At 73.0% G+C, this 24,688-nt stretch carries 20 protein-coding genes; 9 read left to right on the forward strand and 11 right to left on the reverse strand.

Annotated features, from left to right (window positions below; genetic code table 11):
- Positions 1–19: 19 nt before the first annotated feature.
- The 7 genes from murD to rsmH form a co-directional block, all read right to left on the reverse strand.
- Positions 20–1,612 carry a UDP-N-acetylmuramoyl-L-alanine--D-glutamate ligase gene (gene murD / locus ACIGFK_RS10325; RefSeq protein WP_386471906.1) on the reverse strand — a complete coding sequence of 531 codons (1,593 nt, stop codon included), beginning with the start codon at positions 1,610–1,612 and terminating at the stop codon, positions 20–22.
- Complete coding sequence (mraY, locus tag ACIGFK_RS10330; RefSeq protein ID WP_376660688.1) at positions 1,594–2,664, reverse strand: phospho-N-acetylmuramoyl-pentapeptide-transferase; 1,071 nt, start codon at positions 2,662–2,664, stop codon at positions 1,594–1,596. Before mraY ends, murD begins: the two co-directional genes overlap by 19 nt.
- Complete coding sequence (murF, locus tag ACIGFK_RS10335; RefSeq protein ID WP_400051216.1) at positions 2,661–4,079, reverse strand: UDP-N-acetylmuramoyl-tripeptide--D-alanyl-D-alanine ligase; 1,419 nt, start codon at positions 4,077–4,079, stop codon at positions 2,661–2,663. Before murF ends, mraY begins: the two co-directional genes overlap by 4 nt.
- Positions 4,076–5,770 carry a UDP-N-acetylmuramoyl-L-alanyl-D-glutamate--2,6-diaminopimelate ligase gene (locus ACIGFK_RS10340; protein WP_376660686.1) on the reverse strand — a complete coding sequence of 565 codons (1,695 nt, stop codon included), beginning with the start codon at positions 5,768–5,770 and terminating at the stop codon, positions 4,076–4,078. Before ACIGFK_RS10340 ends, murF begins: the two co-directional genes overlap by 4 nt.
- A gap of 37 nt (positions 5,771–5,807) precedes the next feature.
- A complete protein-coding gene (locus tag ACIGFK_RS10345) occupies positions 5,808–7,814 on the reverse strand; it encodes a peptidoglycan D,D-transpeptidase FtsI family protein (protein ID WP_400051219.1) in 2,007 nt (668 codons plus the stop codon).
- 312 nt (positions 7,815–8,126) lie between these two features.
- The gene (locus ACIGFK_RS10350; RefSeq protein ID WP_376659481.1) at positions 8,127–8,666 is read right to left on the reverse strand and encodes a hypothetical protein; all 540 of its coding nucleotides are present in this window, start codon (positions 8,664–8,666) and stop codon (positions 8,127–8,129) included.
- Positions 8,663–9,622: a 16S rRNA (cytosine(1402)-N(4))-methyltransferase RsmH gene (gene rsmH / locus ACIGFK_RS10355; RefSeq protein ID WP_376659480.1), complete on the reverse strand. Its 960-nt coding sequence runs from the start codon at positions 9,620–9,622 to the stop codon at positions 8,663–8,665. Before rsmH ends, ACIGFK_RS10350 begins: the two co-directional genes overlap by 4 nt.
- A gap of 274 nt (positions 9,623–9,896) precedes the next feature.
- Between rsmH and ACIGFK_RS10360 the strand changes: the two genes are divergently transcribed.
- The 4 genes from ACIGFK_RS10360 to ACIGFK_RS10375 all read left to right on the forward strand — a co-directional run bounded on the left by ACIGFK_RS10360 (position 9,897) and on the right by ACIGFK_RS10375 (position 15,431).
- A complete protein-coding gene (locus tag ACIGFK_RS10360) occupies positions 9,897–10,484 on the forward strand; it encodes a beta-class carbonic anhydrase (protein ID WP_376659479.1) in 588 nt (195 codons plus the stop codon).
- A 137-nt stretch (positions 10,485–10,621) separates the two neighbouring features.
- Entirely contained in the window at positions 10,622–11,632 is a 1,011-nt protein-coding gene (locus tag ACIGFK_RS10365) for an AAA family ATPase (RefSeq protein WP_400051221.1), read from the forward strand.
- Complete coding sequence (locus tag ACIGFK_RS10370) at positions 11,632–13,020, forward strand: DUF58 domain-containing protein (protein ID WP_376659477.1); 1,389 nt, start codon at positions 11,632–11,634, stop codon at positions 13,018–13,020. Before ACIGFK_RS10365 ends, ACIGFK_RS10370 begins: the two co-directional genes overlap by 1 nt.
- Positions 13,017–15,431 (forward strand): transglutaminaseTgpA domain-containing protein, encoded by a 2,415-nt coding sequence (locus ACIGFK_RS10375; RefSeq protein ID WP_376659476.1) that lies wholly within the window; start codon positions 13,017–13,019, stop codon positions 15,429–15,431. Before ACIGFK_RS10370 ends, ACIGFK_RS10375 begins: the two co-directional genes overlap by 4 nt.
- A 393-nt stretch (positions 15,432–15,824) precedes the next feature.
- On the opposite strand, the gene ACIGFK_RS10380 is transcribed toward ACIGFK_RS10375, so the two are convergent.
- From ACIGFK_RS10380 to ACIGFK_RS10390, 3 genes are read right to left on the reverse strand one after another with little or no spacing between them, the layout of a single operon-like run.
- A complete protein-coding gene (locus tag ACIGFK_RS10380) occupies positions 15,825–16,463 on the reverse strand; it encodes a TetR/AcrR family transcriptional regulator (protein WP_376659475.1) in 639 nt (212 codons plus the stop codon).
- A gap of 14 nt (positions 16,464–16,477) precedes the next feature.
- A complete protein-coding gene (locus ACIGFK_RS10385; protein WP_376659474.1) occupies positions 16,478–18,565 on the reverse strand; it encodes a YhgE/Pip family protein in 2,088 nt (695 codons plus the stop codon).
- The gene (locus tag ACIGFK_RS10390; protein ID WP_376659473.1) at positions 18,537–19,349 is read right to left on the reverse strand and encodes an ATP-binding cassette domain-containing protein; all 813 of its coding nucleotides are present in this window, start codon (positions 19,347–19,349) and stop codon (positions 18,537–18,539) included. Before ACIGFK_RS10390 ends, ACIGFK_RS10385 begins: the two co-directional genes overlap by 29 nt.
- Positions 19,350–19,540: 191 nt before the next feature.
- On the opposite strand from ACIGFK_RS10390, the gene ACIGFK_RS10395 reads away from it, so the two are divergent.
- The 5 genes from ACIGFK_RS10395 (at position 19,541) to ACIGFK_RS10415 (ending at position 23,777) form a co-directional block, all read left to right on the forward strand.
- On the forward strand, positions 19,541–20,035 hold the full coding sequence (locus tag ACIGFK_RS10395) for an SAV_6107 family HEPN domain-containing protein (RefSeq protein WP_376659472.1): 495 nt from the start codon (positions 19,541–19,543) through the stop codon (positions 20,033–20,035).
- 89 nt (positions 20,036–20,124) lie between these two features.
- Positions 20,125–20,883: a methyltransferase domain-containing protein gene (locus tag ACIGFK_RS10400; RefSeq protein ID WP_376659471.1), complete on the forward strand. Its 759-nt coding sequence runs from the start codon at positions 20,125–20,127 to the stop codon at positions 20,881–20,883.
- 274 nt (positions 20,884–21,157) lie between these two features.
- Positions 21,158–21,559, forward strand: a complete 402-nt coding sequence (locus ACIGFK_RS10405; RefSeq protein WP_376659470.1) for a DUF3040 domain-containing protein — start codon at positions 21,158–21,160, stop codon at positions 21,557–21,559.
- Positions 21,560–21,702: 143 nt separating this feature from the next.
- On the forward strand, positions 21,703–22,332 hold the full coding sequence (locus tag ACIGFK_RS10410) for a DUF4126 domain-containing protein (protein WP_400051225.1): 630 nt from the start codon (positions 21,703–21,705) through the stop codon (positions 22,330–22,332).
- Positions 22,333–22,355: 23 nt separating this feature from the next.
- Positions 22,356–23,777 carry a phytoene desaturase family protein gene (locus tag ACIGFK_RS10415; protein WP_376659468.1) on the forward strand — a complete coding sequence of 474 codons (1,422 nt, stop codon included), beginning with the start codon at positions 22,356–22,358 and terminating at the stop codon, positions 23,775–23,777.
- A gap of 13 nt (positions 23,778–23,790) precedes the next feature.
- On the opposite strand, the gene ACIGFK_RS10420 is transcribed toward ACIGFK_RS10415, so the two are convergent.
- Positions 23,791–24,672 (reverse strand): hypothetical protein, encoded by an 882-nt coding sequence (locus ACIGFK_RS10420; protein ID WP_376659467.1) that lies wholly within the window; start codon positions 24,670–24,672, stop codon positions 23,791–23,793.
- Between the last annotated feature and the right edge of the window lie 16 nt (positions 24,673–24,688).

Genomic DNA, 24,688 nt, shown 5'->3' on the forward strand with positions numbered 1-24,688 from the left:
CGCTCCCGGAGCCCCCGGCCTAGGCCGTGTTCGCGGCGCTCTCGGCGGCCAGTTCGCGCACCGCGTCGGCGAACGCGTCCCCACGCTCGTTGTAGTTCGCGAACATGTCCATCGAGGCGCAGCCGGGCGCCAGCAGGACCGTGTCGCCGCGCTCGGCGAGCCGGGCCGCTTCCCGGACGGCTGCGAGCATCGCCCCAGTGTCGGTCCGGTCGAGGTCGACGACCGGGACCTCGGGCGCGTGTCGCGCCAACGCCTCGGCGATCAGCGCCCGGTCGGCGCCCATCAGCACGGCGGCGCGCAGCCGCTTCGCCGCCTTCCGGACGAGCTCGTCGAAGGTGGCCCCCTTGGCGAGGCCGCCGGCGATCCAGACGACCGGCTCGAAGGACGCCAGGGAGGCCTCGGTGGCGTGCGTGTTGGTGGCCTTGGAGTCGTCGATGTAGGTGACCCCGTCGACCTCGTCCACGTACGCGACGCGGTGGGCGTCCGGGCGGAAGTCGCGCAGCCCGTCGCGGACGGCACGCGGCTCGACGCCGAAGGCGCGGGCCAGGGCCGCGGCGGCGAGCGCGTTGGCGATGTTGTGCGGGGCGGGCGGGTTGACGTCCTCGACCTGCGCGAGTTCCTGGGCGTTCTTCTGCCGGTTCTCGACGAAGGCGCGGTCGACGAGGATGCCGTCGACCACGCCGAGCATGGAGGGGCCGGGGGCGCCGAGGGTGAAGCCGATGGCCCGGCAGCCCTCTTCCACGTCGGCCAGGGCGACCAGGTCCTCGGTGGCCTTGTCCGCCACGTTGTAGACGCAGGCCACCGTGTTGCCCTCGTAGATCCGGCCCTTGTCGGCGGCGTACGCCTCCATCGAACCGTGCCAGTCGAGGTGGTCCGGGGCCAGGTTGAGCACGGCCGCGGAGTGGACGCGCAGCGAGGGCGCCCAGTGGAGCTGGTAGCTGGAGAGCTCGACGGCGAGTACGTCGTACTCCTGCTCGCCGAGGACCACGTCGATGATGGGCGTGCCGATGTTGCCGACGGCCGCGGTGCGGAGCCCCGCTGCCTTCAGGATCGACGCCAGCATCTGCGTGGTGGTGGTCTTGCCGTTCGTCCCGGTGATGGCGAGCCATTCGGCTGCGCCGCGTACCGGGCCCTCGGCGGAGTCGGCGGGCCCGGCCGCATCCGGCTCGGCGGCCGCGGCGGCGCGGGCGGCCCGGAGTTCGACTCCGGCCCCGCGCAGGCGCCAGGCGATCTCGACGTCGCCGACGACGTCCACACCGGCCTTCTCGGCCTCCAGGAAGAGCGGGCTGTCCGGCTTCCAGCCGGGCGAGGTGACGACCAGCTCGGTGCCCTCCGGCAGACCCTCCCCGGCCCGGACGCCGTCGGGCAGACGGCCCAGGCGGACCTCGATGCCCAGTTCCGCGAGCTCGGCGGCCTTCGCGCGGTGCGCGTCGCCGTCGCCGTTGTCGACGACGGTCACGTGGGCACCGAGCCGGGCCAGGGCCCGGGCGGCGCTGATGCCGCTGATGCCCAGGCCCGCCACGGTGATCCGGCCGGGCAGACCGAACCGGCCCAGGGCATCGGGGCCGAGTGCGTCGGCCAGATCGGTGGTGCTCACTTGTCGGCTGCCCATCCCGCGTAGAAGAGACCGAGGCCCACGATGACGCACATGCCCTGGATGATCCAGAACCGCACGACGACGAGGACTTCGGACCAGCCCTTGAGTTCGAAGTGGTGCTGCAGCGGGGCCATCCGGAAGACGCGCTTGCCGGTCAGCTTGAAGGAGCCGACCTGGATGACGACCGACATGGTGATGAGGACGAAGAGGCCGCCGAGCAGGGCGATCAGGAACTCCGTGCGGGAGCAGATCGCGAGGCCGGCGAGCGCGCCGCCGAGGGCCAGCGAACCGGTATCACCCATGAAGATCTTGGCGGGCGAGGTGTTCCACCACAGGAAGCCGAAGCAGGCGCCCATGAGGGCCGACGCCACGACCGCCAGGTCGAGCGGGTCGCGCACCTCGAAGCACGCGTTGGGGTTGGTCAGCGTGGCCGCGTTCGCGCAGGACTCCTGGAACTGCCACACACCGATGAAGGTGTACGCGCCGAAGACCATCACCGCGGCGCCGGTGGCCAGGCCGTCGAGGCCGTCGGTCAGGTTCACGCCGTTGGACATCGCGAGGATCATGAACAGCGCCCAGACCACGAACAGCACCGGGCCGATCGACCAGCCGAAGTCCGTGACGAACGACAGCTTGGTGGAGGCCGGGGTGAGCCCGCGCGAGTCCTTGAACTGCAGCGCGAGCACCGCGAAGGCGATGCCGACGATCAGCTGACCGGACATCTTGGCCTTGGCGCGCAGACCCAGCGAGCGCCGCTTGACGATCTTGATGTAGTCGTCCAGGTAGCCGACCAGGCCCATGCCCGCCATCAGGAACAGGACGAGCAGGCCCGAGAAGGTCGGCTCACTGCCCGTGATGACCTTCGTCAGGACGTACGCGACGATCGTGGCCAGGATGAAGGAGATACCGCCCATGGTGGGCGTGCCCTTCTTGCCGGCGTGGCCGCGGGGGCCGTCGTCGCGGATGAACTGGCCGTAGCCCTTGCGGGCCAGCAGCTTGATGAGCAGCGGGGTGCCGATGACCGTGAGGAACATGCCGATGACACCGGCGAACAGGATCTGCCTCATCGGCCGGCGACCTCGCCCTCGAGCAGCGCCAGCGCCACCCGCTCCAGACCGACCGACCTGGAAGCCTTCACCAGCACGACGTCACCCGGGCGCAGTTCCCTGCGCAACAGGTCGACCGCCGCCTGCGCGTCGGACACGACCACCGACTCCTCACCCCACGAACCCTCGTTATATGCGCCCAGTTGCAGCCAGGACGCTTCCCTGCCCCCGACTGCGACGAGCTTGCTCACGTTGAGCCGGACGGCGAGCCGTCCGACCGCGTCGTGCTCGGCGAGCGATTCGTCACCGAGTTCGGCCATGGGACCGAGCACCGCCCACGTGCGCCCCCCGTTCGCCCTGGCCGGGCCGCCCATCGCGACAAGTGCGCGCAGTGCGGCCCGCATGGACTCGGGATTCGCGTTGTAGGCGTCGTTGACGATCGTCACACCGTCCGCCCGCTCGGTGACCTCCATCCGCCACCGGGACAGCGTGCCCGCCCCGGAGAGCGCGGTGGCGATCTCCTCGACGGACATTCCCAGTACATGGGCTACGGCGGCCGCGGCGAGCGCGTTCGACACGTGGTGCTCACCGTACAGCCGCAAGGTCACATCACTGCACCCGGTCGGTGTGTGGAGTGTGAAGGCGGGCTGTCCCGAGGGGGTCATCCGGACCTCGGTGGCCCGGACTTCGGCGTCGTCGGCCTCGCCGAAGAGGACCGTGCGGGCCTTGGTGCGGGAGGACATCGCGCGCACCAGGGGGTCGTCCGAGTTGAGGACGGCGATGCCGCCCTCGGCCTCGGCCGGCAGGGCCTCGACCAGCTCTCCCTTGGCCCGGGCGATCTGCTCGCGACCGCCGAACTCGCCGATGTGGGCGGTGCCGACGTTGAGTACGAGGCCGATCCGGGGCGGGGTCAGGCCGGTGAGGTAGGCGATGTGGCCGATCCCCCGGGCCCCCATCTCCAGTACCAGGTGGCGGGTTTCGGGGGTGGCCTTGAGGGCGGTGAGCGGCAGGCCGATCTCGTTGTTCAGGGAGCCGGGTGTCCACACCGTGGGTGCGTGGGTCTGCAGTACCTGGGCGATGAGGTCCTTGGTGGAGGTCTTTCCGGCAGAACCGGTCAGGGCCACCACGTCGGTGCCGAGCCGCTCGACGACGGCGCGGGCGAGGGCGCCGAGCGCCTTCTCCACGTCGGGGACGACGACGGCGGGCACGCCGACCGGCCGGGCCGCGAGGACGGCCGCGGCTCCGGCGGCGACCGCGCGCTCGGCGTAGTCGTGGCCGTCGACGTGCTCGCCCTCGAAGGCGGCGAACAGGCTGCCGGCCTCCACCTGGCGGGAGTCGATGACCACGGGCCCGCTGATCCGCACCGACGGATCCGGTATGTCGTGGGGCCGCCCGCCGGTGATGTCGGCGATCTCGGCGAGGGAAAGGGCGATCACTGGTTCACCTCGGCCTGTCGGGCGCTGCTCTGCTGGGTCTCGATGGCCGCGCGGAGCACCTCGCGGTCGTCGAAGGGGCGTACGACCCCCGCGGTGTCCTGGCCCTGCTCGTGGCCCTTGCCGGCCACCAGCACGGTGTCCCCCGGCTCGGCGCGCGCGACGGCGGCGGCGATGGCCGCGGCCCGGTCGGCGTCGACGAGGACGGTGCCCCGCTCGGCGGGCGGTACCGACACCGCGCCCTCGAACATCGCGGCGAGGATCCTGAGGGGGTCCTCGGAGCGCGGGTTGTCGGAGGTCAGGACGGCCACGTCGGCGTACCGGGCGGCCGCGGCGCCCATGGGCGCGCGCTTGGTGGTGTCGCGGTCGCCGCCGCAGCCGAGCACGATGTGCAGCTTGCCGGTGGTGACCTCGCGCAGCGCCCGCAGCACCGATTCGACGGCGTCCGTCTTGTGGGCGTAATCGACGACGGCCAGGTACGGCTGCCCCGCGTCCACCCGCTCCAGCCGGCCCGGGACCCCGGGGACCGCGGCGACGCCGTCGGCGGCGGTCTGCGGGTCGAGGCCGGCGGCGGCGAGCGTGACGATCGCGGCGACGGTGTTGGCGACGTTGAACGGGCCGGGCAGCGGGGCGGTGGCCCGTACGCGCTGTCCTTCGGGGCCGACCAGCGTCAGCGTGGAGTCCATGTGGCCGGTGACGACGTCCTCGGCGCGCCAGTCGGCGGCCGGGTCGCCCGCGGCGGAGAAGGTGACGACCGGGATCGCCGCCTCCTTGGCCAGGCGGCGGCCGTACTCGTCGTCGAGGTTGACCACGCCCAGGCGGGCGCGGCGGGGGGTGAAGAGTCCCGCCTTCGCCTGGAAGTAGTCCTCCATGTCGGAGTGGAACTCCATGTGCTCGGGGCTCAGGTTGTTGAAGACGGCGACGTCGAAGACGCAGCCGTCGACCCGGCCGAGCACCAGGGCGTGGCTGGAGACCTCCATGGCGACGGCCTCGACCCCGCGTTCACGCATGACCGCGAAGAGGGCCTGGAGGTCGGTGGCCTCGGGGGTGGTCCGCTCGGACTTGATGCGCTCGTCGCCGATGCGCATCTCGACGGTGCCGACGAGCCCTGTGCGGCGGCCCGCGGCGCGCAGGCCGCCTTCGACGAGGTACGCCGTGGTGGTCTTGCCGGAAGTACCGGTGATCCCGATCTGGAGCAGGTCCTCACCGGGCCGGCCGTAGATCTCGGCGGCGAGCTCGCCCATCCGGCCGCGCGGGTCGTCGACGGTCAGGACGGGCAGTCCGGTGGCGGCGGCGCGCTCCTCCCCCGCGGGGTCGGTCAGCACCGCGGCCGCGCCGAGGCCGGCGGCCTGGGCGGCGAAGTCGGCGCCGTGCGTCCTGGCTCCGGCCAGGGCCGCGTACAGGTCGCCGGGGCGGACCGCACGGGAGTCGTGCGTGATGCCGGTGATCGTCGCGGCGGCCGGTTCGGGCAGCCCCAGCAGGGCTGCCAGCCCGCCGAGCGCGCTCTGGCGGACGGACTCGGGCCGCGGCGCTCCCGGCGGCACTGCCGGGGCGTCCTTCTGGGTGGTTCTGGGCTGATCAGCGTGGGGCACGGCGGTGAGCGTACCGGGCGCGGCGGGCCGCCCGCGAAGTGAGGGCCCGGCCTCCGCGCCGTCGGCCGACTGGTTCCCTGGTTTCGGGGTGATCGTTGTCACTGATGGTGCCTCACGCTTTTCGGGCCGGGACGGCCGGTCACCGGCCCGGCTGCGCAGCGGGCTGCTGGCCGGGTTCGTAGGTGACCGGAAGTCCGGCGGGGGCGGATCCGGTGGGGGCGACTTGGAGGGTCTTGAGGGCGAACTCCATGACCTTCTTGTAGATGGGGCCGCAGATCTGGCCGCCGAAGTAGCTGCCCTTGGTGGGGTTCTGGATGGCGCAGTAGACGGTGATGCGGGGGTTGTCGGCCGGTGCGAAACCGGCGAAGGAGGCGGTGTAGCCCTTGTAGCGGCCGGTGGCCGGATCCACCCGGTTGGAGGTGCCGGTCTTGCCGCCGACGCGGTAGCCGGGGATCTTCGCCTTGGTGCCGGTGCCCTCCTGGTCGTCGACCACGGATTCGAGCATCTCGGCCAGGGTCTTGGCGGTCTCCTTGCTGATGACCTGGTTCTGCTCGGGGGCCGGGGCGGGGGTGAAGCGGCCGTCGGGGCCCTTGGTCCCCCGGACCAGCGTCGGCTCGATGCGGACGCCGCCGTTGGCGATGGTCGAGTACACGGAGGCCGCCTGCATGGCGTTGAGGGACAGGCCCTGGCCGAAAGGAATCGTGTACTGCTGGGAGGTGGACCAGGCCTCGGGCTTGGCGAGGATGCCCCGGGACTCGCCGGGGTAGTTCAGGCCGGTGGGCCTGCCGATGCCGAACTTGGTCAGGTAGGAGTACAGGACCCGGTTGGCCTCGGGCTGGGTGGCGCCGAGCTGGCCGGTGGCCAGGATGGTGCCGATGTTGGAGGACTTGGCGAGGACCCCGTTGAGGGTCAGGTACCAGGTCGGGTGGTCGATGTCGTCCTTGAAGAGCCGGTCGCCGCGGTGCAGCCGGTTGGGGACCTCGACGTGCGTCTCGGGCGTGGCCTTCTTCTCCTCCAGTACGGCGGCCATCGACATCACCTTGGCGGTGGAGCCGGGCTCGTACACGTCCTGGAGTGCGGCGTTGCCCATGGCGGTGGAGCGGGCCCGGGTCAGGTCGTTGGGGTCGAAGCCGGGGGCGTTGGCCATGGCCAGCACCTCGCCGGTGCGGGTGTCCTGGACGACGACGTAGCCGCGGTCGGCGCCGGACTTCTCGACCTGCTCGGCGATGGCGCTCTGCGCGGCCCACTGGATGTCGCGGTCGATGGTCAGCTCGACGTCCTCGCCGGGCACGGCGGGCTTCTCGCTGGAACCGGCCGTGGGGACCTTGCGGCCGCCGGACTGGGCGTAGGTGATCTCCCCGTCTTTGCCGGACAGCTTCTTGTCGAGGGAGGACTCCAGCCCGCCGGCGCCCTTGCCGTCGGCGTTGACGTAACCCAGTATCCCGGCGGCGAGGTCGCCGTTCGGGTACACGCGCTTGCTGCTGTCCTCCTTGAACACGCCCGCCAGGACGTTGGCGCCGGGGCCGTTGTTCCTCTTGTCGGCGGCGGCCTTGTCGGCGAACACGCGCTTGAGGTCCTTGATCTGGTTCCAGACCTGGGGGGTCTGGCGGTGGGCGAGCACCACGTAGCGGGAGTTCTTGGTCTTCAGCTTGGTGGTGAGCGCCTTGGCGTCCGTGCCGAGGATGGGCCCGAGGAGGGCGGCGGCCTGTTCGGGGGCGTCGGGGGCCTTGCTCTCCTGCGGGGTGAACATCTTCGGGTCGGCGGTGATGTCGTACGCGTCGACGCTGGTGGCCAGGGCCACGCCCTTGCGGTCGGTGATCTCCCCGCGCTCGGCGGCCAGCTTGACGCTGGTGTAGCGGTTCTTGGAGGCCTCGGCGGAGAACGCGGAGGCGTCGACGGCCTGCACCTGGAGCAGCCGGACCACGAAGGCGACCATGACGAGGGTCAGCCCGACGCCGACGAGGCGCAGCCGGGGCCGCGGACTGCCGAGCCGGATGGTGTGCGGCTTGCGCTGCGCGGGCGGCCTCCGGGTCGCGGGCCGCGATGCGGGGCGGGCCGTGGCGCCGCCGCGCGGCCTGCCGGGCCCGGGCACCCGCCGCGGGTCGCGCGGCGCGGGGCTCACAGCGCCACCGCCGCTACGGCACACCGCCGCCGTGCAAGCACCCCCGGCCTCCGGCCGGGCCTCCTGGGGCTCCGCCCCGGACCCCGCTCCTCGAACGCCGGAGGGGCTGGATTTCGGCCACTGCCGCCTGCCAGGCGCAGCTGGACCCCACTCGGGTCGATCGCACCGCCGCGGGGGGCAACTTCAACCTCGCCGGCCCTTGAGGCACGGGGGTCCGGGGGCGGAGCCCCCGTCGGGTCCGGGGCGGAGCCCCGGGAGCGGCGGCCGGGGTCGCAAGCCCCGGTTTCGGGAAGGGGCGGGGTGGGGGACAGCCCCGCAGGGTTCCGTGTCACGGCGTCACCTTCCAGGAGTCGGCTGGGGCGCCGGGGAGGATCCCCCCGGGTTCGGGCTCGGAGCAGCGGCGGAAGCCGGAGGCGGGCTCGGCTGGCCAGGGGCGGCCGGGGCGGCGGACGACGGCGACGGGGCCGGCGGCGGCTCCGCTTCGGCGGCGGTGCCCGCGACCTTGCCGTCCGCGCCGATGAAGACCGGGCTGCCGCCCGGCACCAGGCCCAGCTCCTGCGCCCGCCGCTGCAGCGCGTCCGGCGCCGAGTACCCGTCCACGTCCCGCTGGAGCGCCTGCTCCTCGTCCGTCAGGGCGGTGGTCTCCCTCTTCAGCTTCGTCAGCTGGAAGGAGCCCTCGTTCAGGGCCGAGTTGAGCAGCAGCAGGCTGATGAGGCCGCCGGCCAGCAGGGCCACGACCAGCAGGACGAACGGCGTCCGCGCCGCCTGCCCTCCCGGCCGGGCGGGGCGGACAGGGCGGACCGGCCGCCCGCCGAGCGCCCGGCGCGTCAGCGTGGCGAACTTCCCCGGCCCGGCCCCGGCGGCGGCCTTGGTCACAGCAGCGCCTCCCGGATGCGCTCGACCCCGCGGAACCTCGCCGGTGCGGCCCGCCGGTTCTCGGCGACCTCCTCCTCCGTCGGCAGCTCCGCCCCGCGCGTCAGCAGCTTCAGCTTCGGCTGGTACTTCTCCGGCACCACCGGCAGCCCCGGCGGGGCCGTGGAGGCGGCGCCCGCGGCGAAGACCTGCTTCACGAGGCGGTCCTCCAGCGAGTGGTACGAAAGCACGGCGATCCGGCCGCCGACCGCGATCCGGTCCACCGCCGCCGGAATGGCCTTCTCCAGGCCGGACAGCTCCCCGTTGACCTCGATGCGCAGGGCCTGGAAGGTCCGCTTGGCGGGGTTGCCACCGGTCCGCTTCGCCGCCTGCGGCAGCGAGTCGCGGATCAGTTCCACGAGCCGGGCGCTGTTCGTGAACGGCTCCTTCTCCCGTTCCCTGACGATCGCCGACACGATCCGCTTGGCCTGCTTCTCCTCGCCGTACTGGCGCAGGATCCGTACGAGCTCGCCCGGCGCGTAGGTGTTGAGCACCTCGGCGGCGCTGATGCCCGTCGTCTGGTCCATGCGCATGTCGAGCGGGGCGTCCTGCGCGTACGCGAACCCGCGGTCGGCCTCGTCGAGCTGCATGGAGGAGACGCCGAGGTCGAAGAGGATGCCCTGGACCGCGGGGATGCCCAGCCGGTCGAGGACCTCGGCCAGGTCGGCGTAGATCGCGTGGACGAGGGTGACCCGGTCGCCGAAGGGCGCCAGGCGCTCGCCGGAGAGCCGCAGGGCCTCCTTGTCGCGGTCGAGGCCGATCAGGTGCGCCTCGGGGAATCGGGTCAGCAGGGCCTCGCTGTGGCCGCCGAGGCCGAGGGTGCAGTCGACGACGACGGCCCCCGGCTTCTGCAGCGCCGGGGCCAACAGGTCCAGGCACCGCTGGAGCATCACCGGGACATGTCGGGACTCGCTGGTCAAAGCGCCCTCTCAGATAACGGCGCGGCAGGCATACGCCGCGCCGCGCACGCGGAGTGTTACCAGGGGGCCGGGCGGCCGGTGAGGGCCGGGCTCCGGCCGGTTCGCGTCACTTTAGTGCAACGGTCGCCGCGGTCAACGAACCGCCCCGCGTGCGGTGCGCCCCTCTCCACGGGAACCCGCAAATGCCGCCAATCACCCGTACGGCCCCCTCCTGCCACCCCTGTGGATTAGCTCACAACAAAGCCGGTTGACCTTCTTTGTCCATCCTCACCCCATGCCCGGACCAGCTGTGACCACTAACGTCGTATCCATGACGACCTCCGCATCCGTGCCCGCCGAGTCCGCACACAAGGCTTCCGGCGGAAGCAGTGTCACCGACCGACTGGTCGAGGCGAACCGTGCCTACTCGTCGGACTTCACCGACCCGGGAATGGACGCGCGCCCCGTCCTCCAGGTGGCGATCGTCGCCTGCATGGACGCCCGTCTCGACCTGCACAAGGCCCTCGGCCTGGAGCTCGGCGACTGCCACACGATCCGCAACGCCGGCGGCGTCGTCACCGACGACACCATCCGCTCCCTCACCATCAGCCAGCGCGCCCTCGGCACCCGCTCGGTCATACTCATCCACCACACCGGCTGCGGCCTCGAAAGCCTGACCGAGGACTTCCGCCACGAGCTGGAGGACGAGGTCGGCCAGCGCCCCGCCTGGGCCGTGGAGGCTTTCCGGGACGTTGACCAGGACGTTCGCCAGTCCATGCAGCGCGTCCGTACGAACCCCTTCCTGCCGCACCGCGACGATGTGCGAGGCTTCGTCTTCGACGTGCACACCGGGCTCCTGCGGGAGATCGATCCCAGCTCTTGAGTGACACAAGGCCGTAACGCCGTCAACAATGCGGGGAGGCGCCACCCGGGACCCCCCGGGCCGGTGTCCGCGTTTTGGGGTGGGCCGGTCATGCGCCAAGGGCGTCGGCCCTGGATTTTGGGCCGAGGAGTACCAAGGTGACGACGTATGACGACCGAGCGAGCCTCGCGGATCTGACGAGCACGGTGGAGCGGGTGCGCCACTCGGTCGAGAGCGTGATCGAGGGCAAGCCCGAGGTCGTCCGCCTCGCGCTGGTCGTGCTCCTCGCCGAAGGGCACCTGCTGATCGAGGACGTCCCCGGCGTCGGCAAGACGATGCTCGCCAAGACGCTGGCCAAGTCCATCGACTGCTCGGTGCAGCGCATCCAGTTCACACCGGACCTGCTGCCCTCCGACATCACCGGTGTCAGCATCTACGACCAGCAGCGCCGCGAGTTCGAGTTCAAGCCGGGCGCGATCTTCGCCCAGATCGTCATCGGCGACGAGATCAACCGCGCCTCCCCCAAGACCCAGTCCGCGCTGCTGGAGTCGATGGAGGAGCGCCAGGTCACCATCGACGGCACCACCTACACGCTGCCGAGCCCCTTCATGGTCGTCGCCACCCAGAACCCGGTGGAGATGGAGGGCACCTACCCGCTGCCCGAGGCCCAGCGCGACCGCTTCATGGCCCGCGTCTCCGTCGGCTACCCCAGCGCCGACGCCGAACTGCAGATGCTCGACGTGCACGGCGGGCTCTCCCCGCTCGACGACCTGACGGCCGTCGCGCACGCCCACGAGATCGTCAAGCTCATCGAGGCCGTCCGCGAGGTGTACGTCGCCGAGCCCGTCAAGCGGTACGTCGTCAACCTGGTCTCCGCCACCCGCAGCCACCCCGACCTGCGCCTGGGCGCCTCGCCCCGCGCCACCCTGCACCTGCTGCGCGCCGTGAAGGCCTCCGCCGCGCTCGCCGGCCGGGACTACGTCCTGCCCGACGACGTCCAGGCGCTCGCCGCACCGGTCCTCGCGCACCGCCTGCTGCCCACCGCGCAGGCCCAGCTGAACCGGCGCACGGCCGAGCAGGTAGTCGCCGACATCCTGCAGCGCACGCCCGTGCCGGCCGCGCACCCCGGCGGCGAGATTCCGCCCGGCGCCGGCATCCGGAGCTTCTGATGAGCGCCGGTGCCCCGCGCGGCGCCGGTGGCGAGGACCGCGGCGGCGTCGGCGGGCTGCGCGCGTCACTGTCCGGTCTGACCACCCGCGGCCGCTCGTTCCTGGCCGCGGGGATCGCCGCGGCCGCGTGCGCCTACGTCCTGGGCCAGGGCGAACTGCTGCGGGTCGGCCTGCTGCTCACCGCCCTGCCGCTGATCTGCGTCGTCGCCCTGCACCGCACCCGCCACCGGGTGTCCGGCAGCCGCCGGCTGAGCCCCGGGCGGGTGCCCGCGGGCGCCGAGGCCCGGGTGCAGCTGCGGATGGACAACGTGTCCCGCATGCCCACCGGACTGCTGATGCTCCAGGACCGGGTGCCCTACGTACTGGGCCCGCGCCCGCGGTTCGTACTGGACCGGGTCGAGCCCGGCGGGCGCCGCGAGGTGTCCTACCGGGTCCGCTCCGACCTGCGCGGCCGCTATCCGCTGGGCCCGCTCCAGCTGCGCCTGAGCGACCCCTTCGGGCTGGTCGAGCTGACCCGCTCGTTCAGCACGTACGACACCCTCACCGTCATCCCCCGCACCGAGCCCCTGCCGCCGGTCCGGCTGACGGGCGACTCCTCCGGCTACGGCGACGGCGGCCGCCGCTCGCTGGCCCTGGCCGGCGACGACGACGTCATCCCGCGCACCTACCGGCGCGGCGACGACCTGCGCCGGGTGCACTGGCGCTCCACCGCCCGCTACGGCGAGCTGATGGTGCGCCGCGAGGAGCAGCCGCAGCGCAGCCGGGCCACCGTCCTGCTGGACACCCGGGCCGTCGCCTTCGAGGGCGCGGGGCCCGACTCCGCCTTCGAGTGGGCCGTGTCCGCGGCCGCTTCCACCCTGGTGCACCTGCTGGAGCAGGGCTTCTCGGTACGGCTGCTCACGGACACCGGCACCTCGGTGCCCGGCGAGGGCGACAGTGCTTTCGGCGGAGTCTCCTCCACCGGCCACGAGTCCGCCGAGGCGGCCGGGCTGATGATGGACACCCTCGCGGTCATCGGGCACTCCGACGGCGCGGGGATCTCCCGTGCCCACGACGCGGTGCGCGGCGCCGGCCAGAGCGGCGGCGGGTTCGGCGGCGACGGGCTCCTCGTCGCGTTCTTCGGGGACCTGGACGACGCACAGACCGAGCTGGCGGCCAAGATGCGCCAGCGTGCCGGGGGCGCGGTGGCCTTCGTACTGGACTCGGCGACCTGGTCCGGGGAACCCGCGTCGGCGTACGGCCTGCCCTCGGTGGAAGAGCGGCTGCACAGGCTGCGCGACGCGGGCTGGACGGCCGTGGCCGTCCCGCCCGGGGTGGCCTTCGGCGAGCTGTGGCGACAGGCCGGGGCCGCTCCCCTCGGCACGGGAACCTCCGGAGGACGCGGATGAGCGGGCGCGCGAGACTGACCCTGTTCGCGGCACTGGCGACGCTGCTGACCTCGTGGTCGCTGACCCCGCTGGTGCAGTCGGCGGGCTGGCTGCTCCAGGCGGCGCTGCTGCTGGCCGTGCAGAGCGCAGTGGGAGCCGGGGCCCGGCGGGTGCCGCTGGCCCGGTCCCTGACCGTGGCCGCGCAGGCGCTCGTCTCCCTGCTCCTGCTCATGTTCCTCTTCCTGGGCAAGGGCGAGCCGACCGGCCAGGGCCCGTTCGCCTACCTGGTCACGGACTTCGGCGCGCTGTTCGCGCAAGGCGCTCAGGACGTGGGCGAGTTCGCGATCCCCGCCCCGCTGACGGACGGCATCCGGCTGCTGCTGCTGTCCGGAGTGCTGCTGATCGGGCTGCTGGTGGACGCGCTGGCGGTCACCGCGCGGACGGCCGCCGCGGCCGGTCTGCCGCTGCTCGCGCTGTACTCGGTGGCCGCGGGCCTGTCGGGCGGCGGGAACGCCTCCTGGTTCTCCTTCCTGCTGGCGGGCTGCGGCTACCTGCTGATGCTGCTGGCCGAGGGCCGCGACCGGCTCGCCCAGTGGGGCCGGGTCTTCGGCGCGGCCCCGCGCGACCGGGTCTCGGCCGCCTCCGGCCTGGGCGGCGGCGCGGGCGGACAGGCGACGGCCCCGGTACGGACCGGGCGGCGGATCGGCGCGGTGGCGCTCGGGGTCGCGCTGGCGGTTCCCGCGGCGCTGCCCGCACTCGGCGGCGGACTGCTGGGCGCGCAGGGCGAGGAGCGCGGCGGGAGCGGCGCGGGCGGGACCATCTCGGCGGTCAACCCGCTGGTGTCCCTGCAGAGCAGCCTGAACGCACAGGACAACCGGGTGGTGCTCAAGTACCGCACCGACAGCCCGCAGCAGAGCGAGCAGTACCTGCGGATCCTGGCGCTGGACGAGTTCAACGGGGTCAAGTGGGAGGCCTCCGGGCGGGCGCTGACCGACGTCCCGGAGCAGCTGCCGAGGCCTCCCGGTCTCAGCGGGCCCGTCCGGGCGGGCGCGACCGAGGTGCGTACGAGCGTCTCGGCGGCGGACAGCTACACCCAGCGCTACCTGCCGATGCCGTACCCGGCGACGCAGGTGGACATCGGCGGGAAGTGGCGGTTCGAGCCGGAGGGCCGGACCCTGGTGGGCGACCAGCTGGCGAAGGACAAGTTCCAGAACGTCCAGGGCGCGCAGTACACGGTGCGGAGCCTGCTGCTGAAGCCGACGGCCGAGCAGCTCTCCAAGGCCCCGGATCCCAACCCGGCCGTCCTGGCCGAGTACACCAAGCTGCCGGACAACCTGCCGCCGGTGGTGGCCGAGACGGCCCGCCAGGTGACGCAGGGCGCGAAGGACGACTACACGCGGGCGGTCAGGCTCCAGGACTACTTCGCGGTGAGCGGCGGCTTCCGCTACAACACGAAGACCGCCTCGGGCACGGGTTCGGCCGCGGTCGCCAGGTTCCTCGCCGAGAAGGAGGGCTTCTGCGTCCACTTCGCGTTCTCGATGGCGGCGATGTCCCGCTCGCTGGGGATCCCGGCGCGGGTGGCCGTGGGCTTCACGCCCGGCGAGAAGCAGGCGGACGGCAGCGTGAACGTCTCGATGCGGGACGCGCACGCCTGGCCCGAGCTGTACTTCGAGGGCGTGGGCTGGACCCGGTTCGAGCCGACGCCCCGGTCGGGCATCACGATTCCGGACTACTCCCGGCCGCAGGCGCAGCCGGCCCAGCCGTCCGCGCCGGCTCCGCTGCCCTCGGCGAACACGCCCGCGCCCTCCGCCGCCCCCTCGAAGGCGGACGACTGCCCGCCGGAGATGAAGAAGCTCGGCGAGTGCGGTACGGCTGCGGCGGCGCAGGGCGCCTCGGGCGGCGGGGGTCCGTCGGCGGCGGCGATCGCGGTGTGGGTGCTGGCCGCGCTGGCGGTGCTGGGCCTGCCGCTGCTGCCGCTGCTGTGGCGGACCAGGCTGCGGGCGCGCCGGCTGGGCACCGGTGACGTGCTGACGGCCTGGCGGGAGCTGGGCGACACGGCGTGGGACGTGGGCGTACCGCCGGACGGGGCGCTGTCCCCGCGCCGGGCCGCCGCGCGCGTGGCGGACCTGGGCCGGCTGGACGCGGACGGAGCGGCTGCCGTGCACCGGGTGGCGGGCGCGGTGGAACGCTCCCTGTACGCACCCCCGGGCGCGGAGGTCTCGTACCCCGGCCTGGCGTCCGACGTCCTGCTGGCCCGCGCGGGGCTCCTTGGGGCGGTGACCCGCTGGTCGCGCCTGCGCGCGCTGCTGCTGCCGCGCTCGGCGGCCCGCCTCTCGTGGGCGGCCTCGGCGCGCTGGTCGGCGCTGACCTCGACGGTATCGGCCCGGACGTCCGCCGTACGCCTCCGCCTGCCTTTGCGCGGCCGCGGCTGACGGGCGGGGGCGGTCCCTGCGGGGCCTCTCCCCCGCCCCCGCCCGGACATTCCGGCCCCTCCGGCGTTTGAGGAGCGGGGTCCGGGGCGGAGCCCCGGCAGCGGCGGGGCGGCCCAAGGTGCGGGAACGCGAAACGGCGAGGCTCGATCCCCCCGAGCCCCGCCGTTTCCCACACCCCCGTACCCGGCCAGGAGGCACCCGGTCCGCTCCGCAGCCCCGTGTCGGCGGTGCGGACCGGGTCTCCCGTCCGTTGCCCCCAGTCTGGCGTCCGGGCAGGTGGCGGCCCATCCGCGCGCCTACTCATATCCGCGTCTAGGTACGGATACTCAGCCGCCGCGGCGGGCCCCACCAGTTGTACGGGCTCCGCGCCCCGCGCGGACACCGCCGACCGGGTCAGTGCCCGCTGACCCGGCCCCGCAGCAGCAGCGACAGCGCGGAGTGGACGTCGTCCAGGGACCGCTCGCGCTGGAAGGACTGCCAGTCGAGCGCCGCCACCAGCACCATCCCGACCATCGCCGCGGCGGTCAGCGGAACGTCGATCTCCGCGCTCAGCTCACCCCGCTCGACCCCCTCCGCCAGCACCTTCTCCACGACGGCCACCGCCTCCTGGCGGACCACCATCAGCGTGGACTGCCAGGTCCGGTTGGTGCGCCACAGCTCGGCGACGTACAGCTGGGTGAAGGCGGGGTAGCGGTCGATGAAGACGAGACCGGCCCGGATCATGGCGTCGAGCGCCTCGACGCGCGTGCCGCCCCGTGCCTCGGTGGTCTCCGCGGCCTCCCGCAGGGACGCGGTCAGCAGCCCGACGCCGTGCCGCAGCAGTTCCTCGAAGAGGTCGTTCTTGCTGGCGAAGTTGTAGTAGACGGTGCCCTTCGCCACGCCCGCCCGCTCGGCGATCTCCTCGACCGTGGTCGCCGAGAACCCCTGTTCCGCGATGAGCGTCACGGCCGCCTCGTAGAGCTTCTGCCGCGTGGCCTGCCGTCGGCCGCCCGTGCCGGTACCGGTGCTGCTTTCCATGGCGCTGATTCTCACAGGTCAACCGCTCCCTACAGGCTCAGTTCCGGGTGCAGCCGGTCCATGGTCCACACCTGCTTGCCGCGGGCGGCGAGCGCGGTGAGGGCGAGGGCGCCCGCGGTGAAGGCCAGCAGGACCGCGGAGCCCTGCCAGACCGCGGTGAGCGGCCCGCCGCTGATCAGGTGGCGCAGGCTCTCGACGATGTACGACATCGGCAGGTACGGGTGGATCGCGTTGAAGAAGCCGGGGCTGGTCTGGACGGGGTAGGTGCCGCCCGCCGAGGTCAGCTGGAGCATCAGCACGGCGAGGACGAGGATCCGCCCGGCCGCGCCGAACTTGGCGTTGAGCCACTGCACGATCGCCGCGAAGCAGCCCGTGACCAGCATCAGGAAGCCGATGGTGAGGGCGGGGTGGGCCATCTCCAGGCCGAGTCCGAAGTGCAGTACGGACATCAGCGCGCCCACCTGCGCCGCGCCGAGGCCCGCCACGGGCAGCCAGCCGGCGAGGGCGATCCGCCAGGGCGAGGCTCCGGCGGCCAGGGCCCGCTTGTTGAGCGGGGCGATCAGCATGTAGGCGACCATCGCGCCGACCCAGAGGGAGAGCGGGATGAAGTAGGGGGCGAAGCCGGTGCCGTAGTTGGGCGCCTTGTGCAGGGACTGGTTGGCGAGCCGGACGGGGTCGGCCATGACCTCGGTGCGGGCGTCGCGCTGCTGGTCGTCGTAGTCGGGGATCTTGTCGGCGCCCTCGTGGAGGCCGCCGGCGAGTTCGCCGGTGCCGTCGACGAGCTTGTACATGCCGCCGCTGAGGCTGTGCGCGCCGTCGCCGATCTTGCCGACTCCCTCGCCGATGGCGGCGGAGCCGTCGGTGGCCTTGCCCAGGCCCGCGTGGAGCTGGGCCATGCCGGTGGCGACCTTGTGGGCGCCGTCGTTGAGGGCCTTGGCGTCGGCGACGGCCTGGTCGAGCTTGCCGGCGAGGCCGGGGGCGCCGTCGGCCAGCTTGCGGGCCTGCTTCTCCAGGTCGGTGAGCTGCTTGCGCAGGGCGGCCAGGTCTCCGCCCGAGTCCTTGACCAGGGTGTCGACGTCTCCGGTGAGCCGGGCGGCCTCGGCGGTGGCGTCCTTCAGCTTCTTCATGTCGGCGCACGCGGCGGGCAGCGGCTTGGGCGCCGAACCGGTGCAGGTGCGCGTGTAGGTGTCGGCTGCCAGGGCGGCGGCCTGCTTGCTGACCCGGGCGGCGGCGGGGGCCTTCTTGCCGAAGGTCTCGAGGTGGTTGTTGACGACGTGGGCGGTGTCCGCCACGAGCAGGGCCGCGTCGGCGAGCTGCTTGGGGTTGTCGAGGTAGGGGCGGACCTGGGAGGCGGTGCCGTTGACCTTGTCCGCGACCTGCTGGGTGCCGGCGGCGACGTCCTTCGTGCCCTTCGCCAGCTTGGCGGACGCCTCGCTGAGCTTCTTCAGCCCGCCGGTCAGCTCGCCGTTCTTCTCCTCGACGGTGTCGAGTCCGGCGGCGATCTCCTTGGCGCCCTCCTGGGCCTTGCCGGCACCGTCCTTGAGCTTGTCGGCGCCGTCGGCGGCCTCGGCGGTCTTGTCGTGCAGGTCGGAGAAGGAGACGAAGATCTTGTCGAGGAAGCCCCGGGAGGCGTTGGTGGAGGCCGCCGAGCGGACCTCGGAGAAGACGGTCCGGGAGATCGAGCCGACGATGTAGTTGTTGGCGTCGTTGGTGCGGACCTGGAGGGCCCCGGTGGTGGGGTCCTGGCCGGAGCTGGAGGCGATCTTCTGGCTGAAGTCCGCGGGCATGGTGAGGGACAGGTAGTACGTCCCGTTCTCCAGGCCCTTGGCGGCCTCCTCGGCGCTGACCTCGCGCCAGTCGAAGGTCTTGCTGCTGTGGAGCTTCTTGGTGATCTCGCCGCCGGCGTCGATGTGCTTGCCGTCGACGGTGGCGCCCTTGTCGGAGTTGACGAGGGCGACGGGCACCTTGTCGAGGCGGCTGTACGGGTCCCAGAAGGACCAGAGGTACAGGGCCCCGTAGAGCAGCGGCAGCAGGAGCAGCGCGACGAGAGCGGCCCGGGGCAGCTTCCCCCGCCCGAACCGCTTCAGCTCAAGCGCGGCCAGCTTCGGCGAGCGCATCGTCCGCCCCCTTCGTGTCTTCGTTGTCGGTGTCGGTGTGAGTGCCGGTGTCCGTGCCGGTGCCGGTCCCGGCCGTGGCGGCCTCCGTGCCGGCGGCGGTCCGCAGGACCATCGCGTCGGCGGGGGCCTCGCTGCAGACCGCGAGGACGGTGGTGCCCGCGGCTGCGATCCCGCGGAGCATCGCCCAGGCCTCGTCGCGTTCGGCGTCCGAGAGCTTCAGGTCGAGGTCGTCCAGGGCCAGCAGCCGCGGCTCACCGAGCAGGGCGATGGCCACGGACAGCCGTACGGACTCCAGGCGTTCCAGGTCGCGCACGGAGGTCCGCGCGCCCTTCGGCAGCGTGTCGAGGTCCAGTCCGGCAGCGGCCAGCGCCGCGTCGATGCGGGCCTGGGTCGCGGAGCTGCGCTCGTCGCGGGGGCGCAGCAGGGCGCGGACGGATCCTTCGTAGCGGCGCTGGAGCAGGGCGCCTTCGCGAAGTTGCTCGGCGACGGTGAGGGCCTGGTCGAGCTCGTTGACCCCGGTGACCGGGCCGAGGGCGGCGGTGCGGCGGACCGCGGTCATCCGCTTCGGCAGCCGGTGGCCGCCGATCTCGGCGTGGCCCTCGGTGGGCTTCATCCGTCCGGTGAGGGCGAGGAGCAGGCAGGTGCGGCCGCTGCCGGAAGGGCCTTCGACCGCGATGAGCGAGCCGGGCGCCGCATCGATGCCGATTCCCCGGAAGGCCCATCCGCGCGGGCCCTTGAGTCCGAAGTTCTCGGCTTTGACGGCCGCGCCGTGCGGGCTGTCCACGCCGTCCCCCCTTCTTTTTGAACTGACCGGTCAGTTCAAAAACTACCATCCCTTTCCGCACCAGGTGCGCAGGAGGGGGAAGTTGCCGTGTCGGCGAGGAAAGAACCGCAGGTCAGCGTGATTGTCAGTGGCGCCCGTCACGATGGTGACAAGGCAGCAACACCGTGCAAGGCATCGACAGGAGGTTCGTCATGGCCACACCGTCCCCGTCCCCTGTCCATCCCGTCCCGCGCAAGTCGGCAGCCGATCCGGCCGCGCTCGACCTGCTCGAGAAGGCCCGCGGCGGCCTGGCCGAGGCGGCCCGGCTGACCCGGCCCAACGAGCGGTACGCCACCGCCCACCTGGCCGCACTGCGCACCGCCGCGGCCGTGCTCGCCGCGCGCGGGCGGCCGGAACCGGTCAACCCGCGGCGGCGGCCCCGGATCCGCAGCGCGTGGGAGGTGCTCCCGGAGATAGCGCCGGAGCTCGCCGAGTGGAGCGCGCTCTTCGCCTCCGGGGCAGCGCGCCGGGCCCGGGCCGAGGCGGGGATAGAGGGCGCGGCGAGTGCCCGGGAGGCGGACGATCTGGTGCGCGCCGTCTCGATGTTCCTGCGCCTGGTGGAGCGGATGCTCGCCCTGCGGCCGCCGGCGCAGCCCCTCCCGGGGGCCCTGCCGGGACCTCGTCCGGAGCGTCCGGACGCGGGATGAGCTGCCGGGCTGCGCAAGGCAATAGGGTGGGGCGGGGTGGGGCACTGACGGCCCACCCGATTCCCTAGCGCGCCGAGGAGCCATCAGCCGTGTCGGACAATTCCCGCCCCCGCGCCTCCCTTCGCACCGCCGTGGTGTGGGAGGTCCTCAAGGAGGCTCTCGACCGCCGGGTGAAGGCGACCGGGCGGGATGTGCTGGACGTGCTCGACACCGGTGGCGGTACCGGCAAGTTCGCGGTGCCGGTGGCCCTCCTGGGCCACCGGGTCACCGTGGTCGACCCCAGCCCGAACGCGCTGTTCGGGCTGGAGCGCCGGGTCTCCGAGGCCGGCCTCTCCGACCTGGTCCGCGGCGTCCAGGGCGACGCCCAGGGCCTGTTGGACGTCGTCGAGCAGGGCTCGTACGACGTGGTGCTCTGCCACGGCGTGCTCGAGTACGTGGACGACCCGGCCGAAGGCGTGGCCAATGCGGTGGCGGCCCTGCGCCCCGGCGGCACGCTCAGCCTGCTGGCCGCCGGTCTCGGCGGGGCCGTGCTCGCCCGCGCGCTGGCCGGCCACTTCACCGAGGCCCGTACGGCCCTCACCGACCCGGCGGGCCGCTGGGGCTCCGGCGACCCGGTGCCGCGCCGCTTCACCGCCGAACAGCTTTCCGAGCTGGTAGGTGGAGCCGGCCTGGAGGTCGGCTCGGTCCACGGTGTACGGATCTTCGCCGACCTCGTGCCGGGCGTCCTGGTGGACACCGAGCCGGGCGCGGTCGAGGCCCTGCTCCGGCTGGAGGAGGCCGCCGCGGAGCTCCCCGCCTTCCACGCGGTCGCCACACAGCTGCACGTCCTGGGCGAGAAGCAGGCCTGATCTGCAGGCTTCGGCGCATGGAGTAGGCCACACACCCTCCGCCACGACGCTCGGCCCCGTATGATCGGGTAACCGAACGGCATGGCGGACGGATCATTGGGGAATAAGCGCCTCAGTGGCCGCTCGCAGAGCCGGACGGACTCGCAGTTCTTTCCGGCAGTGCTTTTTTAGGAACGTGGCGTAGAGGGCGGGTATCACGGGGGCGGTTCCCCGCCTATCCTGAAGGGGACCCCTGGTCGCTACCCCCCGCGACCGACGGATGAGGAGGACTCCCGTGCCGCTCTCGGAGCACGAGCAGCGAATGCTCGAGCAGATGGAGCGAGCGCTGTACGCCGAAGATCCCAAGTTCGCGACAGCGCTTGAGGGAAGCGGACTGCGTACGTACACCCGGCGACGGGTCTACCAGGCAGTCGCAGGCATTGTGGTGGGTATCGCGCTCCTCATGACCGGTGTGATCATTCCGAACGTGCTCTGGATCAGCGTGGTGGGTTTCCTCGTCATGCTGGGATGCACGGTTCTCGTGGTCACCGGTTGGCGCAAGGCCCCCAAGCCTGGCGAGCAGCCCGTCTCCGGCAGTGCAGGCGGTTCGGCCCACGGCCGTGGCCGCCAGCGTCGGTCGATGATGACCCGCATCGAGGAACGGTGGCAGCGCCGCCGTGACGAGCAGGGGCACTAGCACCACGGGCCCCGAAATCAACGTGGACGAGGGGACGGCCGCCGCCCGGTGGCCGTCCCCTCACCGTTGTGCATCACCGCTCGTCCCACGGTTCGGCACCCGATCCACACCCGTTCGGCCCCGGACTGCGGCATGATGATCGCGTGAATGTGCTCCCCCTGGTCTTCACCAGCGGCTGGGCCAGTGGGGTCAACGCGTACGCCGTGGTCCTCCTGCTCGGCATCTTCGGCGCGACCGGCATGACCGACGAGGTCCCCGCTTCGCTGCAACGCACCGACGTACTGATCGTCGCCGGCGTGCTGTTCCTCTGCGAGGCGGTCGCCGACAAGATCCCGTACGTGGACTCGGTATGGGACTCGGTCCACACCGTGATCCGTCCCGTGGCCGGTGCGGTGGTGGGGGCCCTCCTGGCCGGGCAGAGCGGTTCCCTCTCCGACATCGCCGCCGGCGCCATCGGCGGCTCCACCGCCCTGGTCAGCCACTTCATCAAGGCCGGCACCCGGATGGCGATCAACACCTCGCCCGAGCCGTTCAGCAACATCGTGGTGAGCACGGCCGAGGACCTCGGCGTGGCCGGTCTCGTCACCTTCGCGATCTTCCACCCGGGGGCCGCCGCGACCATCGCGGCCGTCATACTGGCCGCCGGCGTGGCCCTGTTGATCTTCCTCTGGAGCCGGATCCGCCGCTTCATGCGCCGGCGCGCCCAGCGCCGCGAGGAGAAGCGGCTCGCCCCCGGGGCCCGTGAGACCGCCGGGGCCCCGCCGTACCGCTGACCGGGCTCGATAGGCTCGGCCGCATGGCACGAATTGCGGTGATCGGCGCCGGCATGGGCGCAATGGCGACGGCGGCCCGGCTGGCCGTCGCAGGGCACCGGGTGACGGTGTACGAACGCGGGACCACCTACGGCGGAGCGCTCGGCCGGTACGAGCGCGAGGGCTTCGCCTTCGACACCGGCCCCGGACTGCTGCACCTGCCCGCCGTCTACCGCGACCTGTTCGTGAAGACCGGCAAGCGGTCCCTGGAGGACTGCGTGGACACGGTCCAGGTGGACCCGGCCGTCCGGCACGTCCTCCCCCACCACGGCATCGACGTCGCCCTGCCGGGCGCCTCGCGCGGCGGAGTCGCCGCCGCCCTCGACACCGCCTTCGGCCCGGGTTCCGGCGAGCGCTGGAACGGCGTGCTGGGCCGTGCCCGGGACGCCTGGGACGCCACCCGCCGCCCGCTCCTGGAGGAGCCGCTGCGCACGGGCGAGGCCCGGCGGACGCTCGGCGGCGACCCGTACCCCGCCCTGCGCCGGAGCGGCCTGCTGCGCCGCCGGCCCCCGACCCTCGCCGAGGTCGCCGACCGCGAGCTGGGCGGCGCGCTCGGTGAACTGCTGACGGGCCTCGTGCGCACGTACGGGCTCGACCCCGCCTCCGCGCCCGGCTCCGCGGCCGTGCTCCCGTACATGGAGCAGACCTTCGGCAGCTGGTACGTGCGCGGCGGGATGCGGGCCCTGGCCACCGCCGTGTACGAGCGGTGCCTGGAGCGGAAGGTCGCCTTCGTCTTCGGCGCCGAGGTGCGGGAGGTGCTCACGGCCGCCGGCCGGACGTCCGGGCTGCTGCTGGCCGACGGCACCGAGGTGGAGGCCGACTCCGTCGTCTGCGGGATCGACCCGCGGCAGCTGCCGGCCCGCTCCCTGCCCTGGCTCCCGGAGGCCGTCCCCGCCCGCGGGGAGGGGGTGCCGAGCCGGGTCACCCTGCTGCTCGCGCTGCGCGGGGCCCGCCCCGCCGACGCCGTCCACCGCACGCTGGTCCACGCGCAGGGCGCCGGCATCACCGTGATCCGCCCCGACGACCCCGCCACCCGGCCCGACGCGGACCACGAGGCGGTCACCGTGAGCGCCGTGTGCGGTCCCCGGGTCCCCGGGGAGGGGCAGCTCCTGGAACTCGCCGAGAAGGCCGTTCCAGGGCTGCGGGAGCGCCTGCTGTGGCACGAGGTGCGCACCCCTGCCGACGTGGAGGCGGCGACCGGTGCGGCCGGCGGCTCCGTGCCCCCGCCCGCCCTCGCCGGTGCCGGGGGCCGGCTGCTCTACCCGGCCAACACCACGGCCGTGCCCGGCCTGTACCTCGCGGGCGGCTGGGCGCACCCGGGCGGCGGGCTGCCGCACGCCGGGATGACCGGGGCCCTGGTGGCCGGGCTGATCGTGGAGGGCGCGGAGTTCCGCGGCTCGCAGTAGGCCGCGGGATCCGTCAGTAGCGGTACTGCTCGTACTCGCCGGTGCCCTGGGAGGGGTACTGGTACCCCTGCTGCTGGTCCTCCGCCGGGTACGGCTGCCCGTACGCGTCGGTGGTCCGCTGCTGGGGGACCCACACCCCGCCGGGCGGGGTGTCCATGGAGTACTGCTGCTGCGCCTGGTCGCCGTACGCGTAGTTGCCGTACGGGTCGGTGCCGGCGGGGACCGACCCTCCGGTGCCGATGTACGGGTCCGAGTAGGCGGCGTAGACCTGCTGCTGCCCGCCCGCGGCATAGCCGTTGGAGTAGTCGTAGCCGCCCTGGCCGCCCTGGGACTGCGAGGGGTCGTAGTACGCGGCGTACTGGTGGGCGTCCTGCTCGGCCGTGGTGAACGGCGAGGCGAAGGCCGCCGTCTGCGCGGCGTCGTGCGCGGGCTGGGAGGGCGCGAAGCTCTGGATCCCGTAGGACCCGGTGTCCTCGGGCACCGGCTCCGGGCTGTAGACCTCGGGGGCCTCGGGCCGGTCCTGGTCCTCGCCCCGGCCGTCGCCCTGGCCCTCGTACTCCAGCCCGGTGACCTGGAGGGACGGTTCCTTCTGCGCGGCACCGCCGGAGCGGCGGCGCCTGGTCTGCCGTACGGGTTCCCCGCCGCGGCGCAGCGCCCAGCCGGCCACGAAGCCCTTGCGGAAGGAGAGCGTCACGAGGGTCTGGCCCACGGCGAACATCGCCGCGCCGGCACCGATGACCAGCACGGACGGCAGCACCACCCCGGCGACCACGCCGAGGAAGCCGGCGAAGGCCAGCAGGCGCCAGCGGAGCCGGGCCTTGTACTGCATCAGGACCTCGGCGAGCAACCACAGCGCGACGATGCCGAACGCGATGTAGAGGACCGTCATTCCCATGCGTGGCCCCTCTCGG

Source organism: Streptomyces sp. NPDC085524 (assembly GCF_044541755.1).
Classification (GTDB): domain Bacteria; phylum Actinomycetota; class Actinomycetes; order Streptomycetales; family Streptomycetaceae; genus Streptomyces.

Excerpts from the sequence above, each read along its gene's own strand:
- ACIGFK_RS10375 (WP_376659476.1), top strand. The coding sequence starts at position 13,017 with ATGAGCGGGCGCGCGAGACTGACCCTGTTCGCGGCACTGGCGACGCTG.
- ACIGFK_RS10360 (WP_376659479.1), top strand. The coding sequence starts at position 9,897 with ATGCCCGGACCAGCTGTGACCACTAACGTCGTATCCATGACGACCTCC.
- ACIGFK_RS10415 (WP_376659468.1), top strand. The coding sequence starts at position 22,356 with ATGGCACGAATTGCGGTGATCGGCGCCGGCATGGGCGCAATGGCGACG.
- ACIGFK_RS10370 (WP_376659477.1), top strand. The coding sequence starts at position 11,632 with ATGAGCGCCGGTGCCCCGCGCGGCGCCGGTGGCGAGGACCGCGGCGGC.
- murD (WP_386471906.1), bottom strand. The coding sequence starts at position 1,612 with ATGGGCAGCCGACAAGTGAGCACCACCGATCTGGCCGACGCACTCGGC.
- ACIGFK_RS10395 (WP_376659472.1), top strand. The coding sequence starts at position 19,541 with ATGGCCACACCGTCCCCGTCCCCTGTCCATCCCGTCCCGCGCAAGTCG.
- ACIGFK_RS10420 (WP_376659467.1), bottom strand. The coding sequence starts at position 24,672 with ATGGGAATGACGGTCCTCTACATCGCGTTCGGCATCGTCGCGCTGTGG.
- ACIGFK_RS10385 (WP_376659474.1), bottom strand. The coding sequence starts at position 18,565 with ATGCGCTCGCCGAAGCTGGCCGCGCTTGAGCTGAAGCGGTTCGGGCGG.
- mraY (WP_376660688.1), bottom strand. The coding sequence starts at position 2,664 with ATGAGGCAGATCCTGTTCGCCGGTGTCATCGGCATGTTCCTCACGGTC.